This window comes from Thiocapsa sp. C2-2m, from assembly GCF_041903745.1.
GTDB classification, from domain to species: domain Bacteria; phylum Pseudomonadota; class Gammaproteobacteria; order Chromatiales; family Chromatiaceae; genus Thiocapsa; species Thiocapsa roseilacustris.
Genome location: NZ_JBBWVD010000050.1, coordinates 17,375 through 27,997 on the forward strand (window position 1 = coordinate 17,375; position 10,623 = coordinate 27,997).

Genomic DNA, 10,623 nt, shown 5'->3' on the forward strand with positions numbered 1-10,623 from the left:
GACCTCCGACCCTTGGCGCTCGACGAGATGGCTTCGTTCTTGACTCCGGCTTGAGGGGCACGTGGCGCGGAGCGCCAGGGGGCATGCGTGGCACCGCCGAGCGGTGTCACGCCACGGATAGGGTGCGGGTAAGGTGCGGGTAAGGTGCTCGTGAGCGGTCGAACGAACGATGCCGGCAAGGCCGACAAGCCCCGGTCGGCGTATCCTAAAACCGCGTCCGGAGTGAAATGCGTCGTTTTAGGCGAATACCGGAAACCCTCATACCAACGGCGTAGGTTGTGCCGAGCCGCGCGAGGCACAACCAACCGTCGGCGCAAGTTGTGCTTCCTATCGTCAGCACAACCTACGGGTATGGAAGTTTGCGGAAATCACCTTACTTCTCAAACGGTCGTTTAGTCTGCCGGGACCGATCCCATCCAAAAACCTCGCATACCGCATCGGGCGCGGTTTAATATCCCAGCGTCGTATTTTGGCAAATGATCCAGACCGATGCCCGAGAGCACACAATGATCGACCTACACTGCCACATCCTTCCCGGCATCGACGACGGCGCGCCGGATCTGCCGGTCTCGCTGGAAATGGCACGCATCGCCCTGGCGGACGGCATCAGGATGACGGCCTGCACCCCGCACATCTACCCCGGTCTGTTCGAAAACCGCGCCCCGGGCATCCGGCACGCCATCGAAGGCTTGCGCCGAGCCCTCGCGGAAGCCGACCTGCCGCTCGTCCTCACCGAAGGCGCAGACATCCAGCTCGTCCCCGAGCTCATCGCCGGGCTCCAGGGCGGCACCCACCCTACCCTGCACGGCACACGCTACTTCCTGTTCGAGCCGCCGCACCATACGGTGCCCGTACGGTTCCAGGAGTCGATTCACGACAGCCTGTCCTCGGGCTATGTCCCGGTCATCACCCACCCCGAGCGTCTCACCTGGCTCGACGACGCGCATTACACCTGGTTCGTCCAAGCCGCCCGACAAGGCGCCTGGATTCAGGTTACCGCCGGCGCCCTCACCGGTCGTTTCGGGCGAACACCGAAATACTGGGGCGAGCGGATGCTCGACGAGGGCCTCGTCCACATCCTCGCCACCGACTCGCACGACACCCGCCACCGCCCCCCGCTCCTCGCCGAGGGACGCGATGCCGCCGTCCGCTGGGTCGGCGAGGCCGAGGCCAACCGCCTCGTCAAGGACCGACCACAAGCCATCATCGACAACCGCGCGCCCGCCGACATCCCACCGCCGCCCATGCTCGACCCCGACCACATCCCGCTACCGCGTCGACAACCGAAGAAAGGCTGGCTCTCCCGCCTGCTCGGCTCGTCTGACGGCGCCCCAAAGGCCGGATAAACCATAACCCTAGATCCGGCACGCGACCGCTTCATGATGCGCTCCAGAAACAGCCAAGCCCCCTTCTCGCGTAAAAGATCAACGAGACGCCGCGCCGAATAGGACTTAGGCGAATTACGGAAACCTTCATGCCAAGGGCGTAGGTTGTGCCGAGCCGTGCGAGGCACAACCAAACGCCGGCGCAAGTTGTGCCTCCTATCGTCAGCACAACCTACGGGTATGGAAGTTTGCAGAAATCGCCTTACACCCCGGAGAATCGGGGGCAACATCGAATCGGAGAATATCAACGGGGTCGGGTTGCCCTAGCCGAAGGCCGGGACGGTGGATGCGCTTTGCTTATCCACCCACAAACACCCGAGAAACGAACGTCCTCGAATCCGACCACCCAAAACCTCAACAAAAGCCAAAGCTGCTCCCCGAGCAGCGACTCGTAGCTCGTCGGCGATACCCGGAATCGTCGCGGAGACGCTACTCTTGAACACAATCCAGTGTTAAGGTTCGCCCAACGCAGGAACAGATCCCCGCTCACATCTGATGTCCTACACAAACCCGGCTGATGCCAGCCACCCGTTTTCCAAAGCGATCATCGGCTTACTGATCGTCACTCTGGTGCTCGCCCCGATATTTCGCGCCGGCAACACCCCGCCGGCCTCCTTGATGCTGCAATGGCTCGGGATCGTGATCCTGGTCGTAACCCTCTGGACACCCCGGGCGGTTCCCCTGTCCCGCGTCGAGATCGGCGTCCTCCTGCTCCTCGGGCTCGTCCCGGTCCTCTATCTGATCCCGCTGCCCGGCGCGTTCGTCAACGGCCTGCCGGGTCGCGATCTCTACGCCGCGGGCGAGGCTCTCCTTTCGCTCGACACGTCTTCCGCGTGGAAACCCCTGTCGATCCACCCGAACCTCACTGTCGCCGCCGGCCTGAGTCTGCTCCTACCTGTCGCCGTCTTCGTCGGCACGCGCTCGTTGGACAGCCGCAGCCTCTTGCTCCTGGTGAAGGTCCTACTCGGCGTCGCCCTGGTCCAAGCCATCCTGGGTCTGATCCAATTCGGAACCGTCCAAAGCGGGGAGATGCTAATGGCCGTCCCCGGCGGACATCCGGATTCCGCGACCGGCACCTACGCCAATCGCAACCACCTCGCCGGACTGCTGGCGATGACGCTGCCGCTCGCGCTGGCCATGCTCTACTACAACCTGGGCCACGAGGACTCGACCGGCCGCCCGCGCTCGGGCAGCTGGCGCAGCCGCGCCGTCTTCCTCGGCTCGACCCACGGCAACGCCGCTATCCTTTACGGCGCCGTCGCCTTGCTCATCCTCGTCGGCCTGGTCTTCACCCGCTCCCGCATGGGCATCGCCATGGGCATGCTGGGTCTGATCCTGACCACACTGCTGTTCGCACGTCGCATCGGCGGGAGCAACACCTTCGGCATCACCGGCACCGTCGTCGCCGTTGCGCTGGGCTTCGGCGTCGCCATCGGGCTGGCACCTGTGATCGATCGCTTCACGGTGACGGGCGTCGTCGAAGACGGCCGAGTCGACCTCTTCTCCGCCACTTTCTTGCGGATTGCCGAGCTTTTGCCCGTCGGAAGTGGTCCGGGCACCTTCTCGAGTGCCTTCCCGCCCGTGCAACCCATCCGATTCGGCGCCCAGTTCCCCAACCACGCCCACAACGACTACCTGGAGTGGATCTCGGACGCGGGACTCATCGCCGCCCTGCTGATCCTCATCGCACTTGGTCTCTATCTGTATCAATGGACCCGCGTCTACGCCCGCGGCGGATGGTCGCGCGCACGCTTCCTGCAAGCCGGCGCAGGCGTGGGTTTATTCGTTTTGGCCCTACACGAACTGGTCGACTACAACCTGGCCATTCCGGCAAACCAGGCCGTTTTCGCCGTTTTGGCCGGTATCTTCTTCATGGCACCAGAACATCTCGATGCCTCGGCCCAAGGCCGATCTCGTCGGCGCACGCCGGACTTAGAGCCCACTCCGGCACCGAGCATCCAAAGCACTGCGCCGCCAGCGAATCAAATCGAAAACCCGTTCAAAGACGCATAGAGACCGCCCTGGCGGATACCCCGAGATGACACTGAAACACGTTCTGGTAGCGACCCGCAAAGAGGGCCTGCCGCTAGCTGCGCCCCAAGCGATCGGCAAATACCTCCTCATCCTCTCGGACATAATGGCCTTGGCTCTGGCCGCGCTAGTCGCAACCAGCCTGCACATGCTTCGCCCCGGTCTCGAGTCACCCGGATTCTCCCGCCTTTGGGGCAGCCCGATCGCAGGCGACCGGATTGAGGTTCTAACCCTGCTCGCCGTCATCTCAATCGGCTGGTTCTTGATGCTGGGGCACTACACACGGCGGCGCCCCTTCTGGGACGAGTTTGCGGATATATTGCGGGTCTTGTTTCTCATCGCCGCCCTCGACGCAACCCTTCAATACATCACCAGACTTCCCTTCTCCCGATTCTGGTTCGTCGGTGTCTGGCTCAGCGCCCTCATGTTGATCCCGATCCTGCGGATCCTGACCAAGAACCTCCTGCTTCGGCTCGACATTTGGGAGCGCCCCGCGATCGTGCTCGGGACCGGACGCAACGCCGCCGATGCGGTCGCCGCGCTCGAGAGCGAGCGCTTGATGGGGTACAAGGTCGTGGCCTTCGCCACGCCCCGAGAACTGACCAGTGCCGACGTTCTAACCCTGCGTGCAGACGGACAACAGATCCCGATCATCCGCTTCGACCCGTCCAAGATCCCTGATCTGCGCGCCTTCGGCAGTCCAACCGTCGTGGTCGCTTTCGAGCAAGAGGACTTGGAGCGAGAATCCAAACTCATCGCCCGACTCCATCGACAGTGCAATGATCTGCATATTGTCCCGGCCATGCGCGGGCTCCCGCTGTTTGGCACACGGGTGCACTACTTCTTCAGGCATGAGCTGTTCTTCCTGACCCTGGGGAACAACCTTTCGCGTCCCGGTGCGCGCGCGATCAAGCAAATATTCGACCTGATCGTCGCCAGTCTGATTCTCGTTTTCTGCCTACCCGTCTTCGCCTATCTTGCCGCCGTGATTCGCAAAGACGGTGGCCCGGTGTTCTTCGCCCATGAGCGCATCGGCCACAACGGCGTACCCTTCCTGTGCCTCAAATTTCGCACCATGGTTCCGAACGCACAGGCCGTACTCGATCAACTGCTCGAGCGAGACAGCGCCGCACGACAGGAATGGAACCGCGATTTCAAGCTCCGTGACGATCCCCGCATCACCCCGATCGGCCGGTTTCTGCGCAAATGCAGCCTCGACGAGCTGCCCCAACTGTTGAACGTCATCAAAGGCGAGATGAGCCTTGTCGGTCCGCGCCCCATCATCGAAAGCGAGCAAGAACGCTATGGCGAGGATCTCGAGTATTACCTCGAGACCAAGCCCGGCATGAGCGGCTTGTGGCAGATCAGCGGCCGAAACGACACCGGATACGAGACGCGCGTCTATCTCGACACTTGGTACGCCAAGAACTGGTCGCTCTGGATGGACATCGTCATCCTGATCAAGACGACCCGGGTCGTGCTGAAATACGAGGGCGCCTATTGATGCAGTTCATCGTGCACGACCTATCCCACGGAATCGGCGAGTTACGTTACAGCCATCGGTACTCAGTCTAGCCGGCGTGCCGCGATGCGGATCACCAACACGCCATGCCACCGCTCACATTCGAGTTTCCGCACCGAGCCATGCCGAACACGCAATGCCTGGAAGATGTGTTCGGGGCGACCGGAGAACATTGAACCCTGCCCGGAGCCGTTATCCGGATCGCTCCTTAAGACGATCCATCCGGCCTTCAAAGTCCCATGAAACCCACTCCGCGACGAGTCTCGTGACACCCGCTCCGCGGTGTCACGCATGCCCCCGGCGCTCCGCGCCAAGTGCCGCGACGGTGGGCCAACCGACAAGCCAAACCTCGGCACCTCAGTCGGTCACTCGACCCCTACACAGCGCTACCCCCCCGGATACCTACACAACACAGCCCCGAAACCCTCCTCGCGAGCCTCATCTCCAATCAGAAGCGACAGACCCTCAATCGCGTGGACCGCATCGTCACCCTCTCGCAGGGCATGGTCGAGGCGATCCGCGACATCGGGTCAAGACCCCGCTCGACATCATCCCGCCCACGGTCGACGACACCCTGATCCGTCCCCTGCCCGAGCGCCCCGGTCCCTTCACCGCGCTCTACAGCGGCAACGTCGGCCGCAAGCAGGGCCTGGATCAGTTGCTCGATCTCGCCGAGTGCATCCAAAAGCGGCGCCTGGACATCCGACGCGCGCCCCGCCATCGCGCGCGATGTCCTGCGCCACGTCCTGCCCCAAGCCTTATGCGAAGCGATCGACCTAGAGCGACTGGACGATCTCAACGGATACCTTCGTCACCGAGGCGCTGCGCAAGGTCTACTCCGATCTGATCTACCGGATTCCCTATCGTGACAGCCAGCTCTCGGTCTATCTGCTCTTCGAGCACAAGAGCCAGTCCGACCATTGGGTGCTGCCGCAACTGCTGCGCCACATCGTCGCCAGCGGCGAGCTATACCGGGACCAGAACCCCAAGGCCAAAACCCTGCCGCCCATCTACCCGCTGGTGCTCTACCACGGACAGGCGCACCGGCGCGCGCCCGCGTGCTTCCACGATCCGATCGACCCGCTGCCCGAGGCGCTCGAGCCCTTCGTGCCCCAGTTCGGCTACGCCCTGCATGACATCTCCGCCCGGAGCAGCACCGAGATCAAGGGTGAGGTGCTGTCCCGACTGGTCCAGCTCGCACTACGACATATCTTCAGCGACCAACCCGTCGAGCGGGTCCGCGAGTTGCTCGAATTGATCAACAAGGTCAGCCGCGACCCCACCGCGCTGGATATTCTCGAATCGCTGCTGCGCTACTCTGTTCAAGGCACCGGGCGACGCGACGAGACCCAGATCCGTCGACTCCTCGAACACACCCTATCCGGAGAGCCCCTGATGGAAACCTTCATCAACAAATACATTGCCCAAGGCGAGCAGCGTGGCGAAGCCAAAATTCTCCCGCGCCAGATCGAACGCAGGTTCGGTCCACCAAGCGAGACGGTCCGACACCGAATCATCGCAGCCGATTCCGAGACGCTTCTGGAATGGTCGGATCGGATTCTGGAGGCACGGAGTCTGGACGAGGTGTTGCATTGATGGGATCACACCAGGACGCGGCTTGCTTCCGAACGCACGATTCCGGATGTTGCTTCTCAAGACCTGGTTTTTGACCCTGGTTTTCTGTCGCGAGGGAGCACCAGGGGGACGCGGAAACGGGATACAAGCGGGTGCCCACTATGATATACGATTTTGATTGGGATCCCGGCAAAGCTCGGTCGAATCAGCAAAAACGCGGGATATCCTTCCGTCTCGCGACCACGGTACTTCGCGACCCGATGGCTCTCACCATCTACGACAAGGATCACAGCAGCGAGGAAGATCGCTGGGTCACGCTCGGCCAGTCGGAGAGCGGACAACTCCTCGTGGTCGTCCACACGTGGAGTTGGATCGAGCCCGCCGAGGTCAAGGTGCGGATCATTTCGGCCCGCCGGGCCGACTCGGGCGAGATCCGCGACTACCAAGAAATCCCGCGCTAGCGGCGCAACTGAACAGTGAAACCATGAAAACCCATTACGACTTCTCCAAAGGCGAGCGCGGCAAGTTCCACCGGCCCGATGCTGTATTTCGCATACCTGTGTACTTGGACGAGATGGTGCAAAGCTACCTCGTCGCCAAGGCCGAAGCGAAGGGCGTTGAGTTGTCCGATTTGGTCAATGACCTGCTGCGAAAGGAGATCGAGATTATCGAGACGGTCGGATAAATCGCGGAAATGCCGTGGCATGTGCGCCCGTCATCGCATCGAGAACCTCATCGACAGGTACGTTGCGCAAGGCGAGCAGTGTGGCGGCCTTGATCGTCGTTCGGTCCAGCGGCTGGCCATCCCTGCGTAGTCAGGGTTTCCAGCCCTGATTCTGTCTGACCAAGATGGCCTGACTACGCAATTCGGTGGCCGACTTTGGCGAAGGGATGATCGAGGCCAGCGTGGCGAAGCCAAAATTCTCCTGCGCCTGATCGAACGCAAGTTCCGTCTACCAAGCGAGACGGTCCGTCACCGAATCACCGCAGCCGATTCCGAGACGCTTCTGGAATGGTCGGATCGGATTCTGGAAGCACAGAGTCTGACCTTGCCGGGACCGAGATCCTCGTCCTCTCGCTCTACGACTGGCCCGAGCGCGCCGGCAGCGCCCCGCCGGTCCAGCAGATGGCGGAAGCACTCGCACGCCTCGGCGCCAAGGTGACGGTCTTGACCGCCCGTCCCGCCTATCCCGAGTTGAGCGTCTATCCCGAGTACCGCAACGGCGCGCGCGACCGCGAGACCCAAACAAACTCTCGTGACATCCGCTCCGCGGTGTCACGCATGCCACTGGCGCTCCGCGCCAAGGACCGCGACGGTGGACCAACCGCCAAGCCAAGCCGCGGCGACCTCAGTCGGTCGCCCGAACCCTACACAGCGCTAGCCCCTCGCCCGATACGCACACAACCCGGCCCAGAAACCGTCCGCGCGAGCCTCATCACCTGGTTGGAGCGACAGACCCTGAATCGCGTGGACCGCATCGTCACCCTCTCGCAGGGCATGGTCGAGGCGATCCGCACCATCGGGGTCAAGACCCCGATCGACATCATCCCGCCCACCGTCGACGACACCCTGATCCGTCCCCTGCCCGAGCGCCCGGTCCCTTCACCGCGCTCTACAGCGGCAACGTCGGCCGCAAGCAGGGCCTCGATCAGTTGCTCGACCTCGGCGAGTGCATCCAACAGCGGCGCCTGGACATCCGACTCATCATCCGCGGCGACGGCAACGACCGCGAAACGCTTCAAGCCCGTGCCGCCGAGCGGCGGATCGACAGCCTCCTGTTCGAGCCGCTCAAGCCCGAGGCTCAGCTCGCCGAGGGACTTGCAGACAGCCATGTCCATCTGGTCCCGCAGAACCCCGCGGGCGCGGCCTTCGCGCTCCCGAGCAAGGTCTGTGCAATTATGGCCGCCGGTCGTCCCTTCATCTGTACCGCCGCGTCCGGCTCGCCGCTGGATCAACTGCGCGAGGCATCGGACGCCTTTGTCGTCTGTCCGCCGAATCAGACCGAGCAGCTTGCCGAGGCGCTGGACAGCCTTATCCTGGATCCTTGCGAGCGCGCGCGGATCGGAAGCAACGGGCGCGCCTTTGTCGAGCGTCGTGCGGGCCGCGCCGTCCGCGCGCCAACCTTATCGCGCAGCGCTCCTCGGGGCAAATCCGGTGGCCGGCCGTGCCTGACCGGCCACGAAAAGGAGGCTCGACGCCCTGCATGTCTCAAGGCGCCTTTCGCCCGAGTTTCGGGCATTTGAAAATGGCGTTCGTGACCCCGTCGCGACGATATCACGTGCCCTGGCCTGCGTTATCCGCACGGCCGATGTCGCATCGCAAGACTGGACCACGTTTCCCTAACCCAGTTTTCCCCAAGAGAACTTGACCATGCAAGCCATCGAATTCGAAGCGGTCGCGCAACATCACACGCTGCGACTTCCGGATCAAGTGCCCGACGGGATCAGGCTACGCGTCCTGGTGCTCATGGACGAGGACATCGACGACGCCTCAGCCAAACCTGTCGTCAGACCACGTCGCAAGCCATCCCCGCAGCTCGCCGGCTCGGTCGTCATGCAGGACGACCTGCTCAAGCCCGCCGCGCCGGAAGACGACTGGAACGCGTTGCCTTGATCCTGCTCGAAACACATCTGGGTGCGCTGGGTCGACGCCGAGGCCAATCCCCTGCCATCCGGCTTGGTCGAGATCATTGAGACCGCGGATCGGCTCGCTGTCAGCGCGACCGCGACGGCGGACCAACCCGCCCAGCCAAGCCGTAGGGGCGAATTTATTCGCCCACCCGCCCACTCATCACCTAGCTGGAGCGACAAACCCCGAATCGCGTGGGCCGGCCCGGATCCAGCCCGCACCCTGGCCCTGCCCGCGCCCACAAGCGGTACTGTATCAGCCCTTCGTCTGCCGCTCCAGAAGCGCCCTGAGGCGGGCGATCTCGGCGAGCGCGGCCTCCTTGGCTTGACGCTCGGACTCTCTGTCTTGGAGCGCAGCCTCCTTGGCCTGCAACGCGGCCTCCGCGGCCTGCAGCGCGGCCTGCTCGGCGGCACGCCGCTCTTCGAGCTCCTGTGCGACGGCGCGCTGCACGCGCAGGGCCTCCTGGCGCGACTGATACCGGTGGTAGTCGCGCTCCTTCTCGGAAAAGGCGTTCAAGGTGCTCATGGCGGACCTCATGATGGGGGGCTGCATCCAGACGGGCAGCCGGGTCGGATCCAGGCGCGCGCCGTCCTTGAGGAATTTCAGCCAACGTTCGGCATCGTTTTGGACCGGCTCGACGTCGAATTTACTCAACTCGAAAACGCGGACGGTCCCGTGATCCACGAGCGGCCGGCCCCGGTCGTCGCGCAGCCGATAGCGATGGGCGTACTCGGGCCGATCCCGAAACAGGGTCGCATCGAGGATCCAGATGGCATAAACCGGCTGCAGCTCGCGGTAGTCTCCGCCGCTTTGCAGCTGTTGGCTGAACAGGTCCGCCCAAGTATCGAGGATGCGCGGGGCGAGGTTGGCGAAGACGACGAGCTGGATCTCGATCTGAAAGATCCGCCGCGCCGCGTCGCGGGCCTTCACGTCCACGACGGTCAGCTTGTCGTCGAGGGTCTCGCGCTCGTTGTAGGGGTTGAGGATGTCGACGGCGGTGATCGGGGCGGCGAGATCATCCGCAAGCAGCGCATTGAGAAAGTGGATCAGCAGGTCGCGATGGTCGTCGGACCCGAAGAGGGTCTTGAAGACGCAGTCGACCTTCGGATCGATGGGGCGGTACATACGAAGAGTGTATTGATCGGCCGAGGCATTGGCAAGCCAGCGTCGGTCGGTCTGCCCATGCCGACCCGGCTGCCCGCGGGGCAGCCGACAACATGTCATGCCCCGCATCATTGCCGTCGTCGGTCTCGGTCATTCGACCGACCACTCAAATCTTCTAAGGACTCGTGACACCCGCTCCGCGGTGTCACGCATGCCTTTGGCGCTCCGCGCCAAGTGCCGCGATGGCGAGCGAACCACCCCGCCCAACACCGCAGGGCCAACCGTACGACCGACCGCGTACAACCGACCGTAGGGGCGCATTTATTCGCCTCCCCACACCGACAACCCGCCCCCAAAACCGATACCCAACACACCCC

10 protein-coding genes and 1 pseudogene are annotated in these 10,623 nt (G+C 63.3%); 9 read left to right on the forward strand and 2 right to left on the reverse strand.

The annotated features are described in order from the left end of the window. The first annotated feature begins 506 nt into the window (after positions 1–506). The 3 genes from AADX97_RS25820 (at position 507) to wbaP (ending at position 4,920) form a co-directional block, all read left to right on the forward strand. Entirely contained in the window at positions 507–1,346 is an 840-nt protein-coding gene (locus AADX97_RS25820) for a tyrosine-protein phosphatase (RefSeq protein ID WP_374237100.1), read from the forward strand. A gap of 534 nt (positions 1,347–1,880) precedes the next feature. Further along, the gene (locus AADX97_RS25825) at positions 1,881–3,398 is read left to right on the forward strand and encodes an O-antigen ligase family protein (protein ID WP_374237099.1); all 1,518 of its coding nucleotides are present in this window, start codon (positions 1,881–1,883) and stop codon (positions 3,396–3,398) included. A gap of 25 nt (positions 3,399–3,423) precedes the next feature. Then, positions 3,424–4,920 carry an undecaprenyl-phosphate galactose phosphotransferase WbaP gene (wbaP, locus tag AADX97_RS25830; protein ID WP_374237097.1) on the forward strand — a complete coding sequence of 499 codons (1,497 nt, stop codon included), beginning with the start codon at positions 3,424–3,426 and terminating at the stop codon, positions 4,918–4,920. Between the two features lie 466 nt (positions 4,921–5,386). Here the strand turns inward: wbaP and AADX97_RS25835 are convergent, their stop codons facing one another. After that, the gene (locus tag AADX97_RS25835) at positions 5,387–5,659 is read right to left on the reverse strand and encodes a hypothetical protein (RefSeq protein WP_374237095.1); all 273 of its coding nucleotides are present in this window, start codon (positions 5,657–5,659) and stop codon (positions 5,387–5,389) included. Positions 5,660–5,730: 71 nt separating this feature from the next. Between AADX97_RS25835 and AADX97_RS25840 the strand changes: the two genes are divergently transcribed. From AADX97_RS25840 to AADX97_RS25865, 6 genes and pseudogenes are all read left to right on the forward strand, one after another. Beyond that, the gene (locus tag AADX97_RS25840; protein ID WP_374237113.1) at positions 5,731–6,534 is read left to right on the forward strand and encodes an Rpn family recombination-promoting nuclease/putative transposase; all 804 of its coding nucleotides are present in this window, start codon (positions 5,731–5,733) and stop codon (positions 6,532–6,534) included. Positions 6,535–6,674: 140 nt separating this feature from the next. Continuing rightward, positions 6,675–6,974: a BrnT family toxin gene (locus AADX97_RS25845; RefSeq protein ID WP_374237112.1), complete on the forward strand. Its 300-nt coding sequence runs from the start codon at positions 6,675–6,677 to the stop codon at positions 6,972–6,974. Positions 6,975–6,997: 23 nt separating this feature from the next. Continuing rightward, positions 6,998–7,198: a hypothetical protein gene (locus tag AADX97_RS25850; RefSeq protein ID WP_374237094.1), complete on the forward strand. Its 201-nt coding sequence runs from the start codon at positions 6,998–7,000 to the stop codon at positions 7,196–7,198. Between the two features lie 327 nt (positions 7,199–7,525). After that, positions 7,526–8,068: pseudogene (locus AADX97_RS25855) on the forward strand (hypothetical protein); the annotation flags it as partial. Then, a complete protein-coding gene (locus AADX97_RS25860; protein WP_374237111.1) occupies positions 7,954–8,757 on the forward strand; it encodes a glycosyltransferase in 804 nt (267 codons plus the stop codon). The pseudogene AADX97_RS25855 and the gene AADX97_RS25860, both read left to right, overlap by 115 nt. Positions 8,758–8,884: 127 nt before the next feature. Next, complete coding sequence (locus AADX97_RS25865; RefSeq protein WP_374237092.1) at positions 8,885–9,127, forward strand: hypothetical protein; 243 nt, start codon at positions 8,885–8,887, stop codon at positions 9,125–9,127. A gap of 270 nt (positions 9,128–9,397) precedes the next feature. On the opposite strand, the gene AADX97_RS25870 is transcribed toward AADX97_RS25865, so the two are convergent. Further along, a complete protein-coding gene (locus tag AADX97_RS25870) occupies positions 9,398–10,267 on the reverse strand; it encodes an Rpn family recombination-promoting nuclease/putative transposase (protein ID WP_374237090.1) in 870 nt (289 codons plus the stop codon). Positions 10,268–10,623 lie beyond the last annotated feature (356 nt).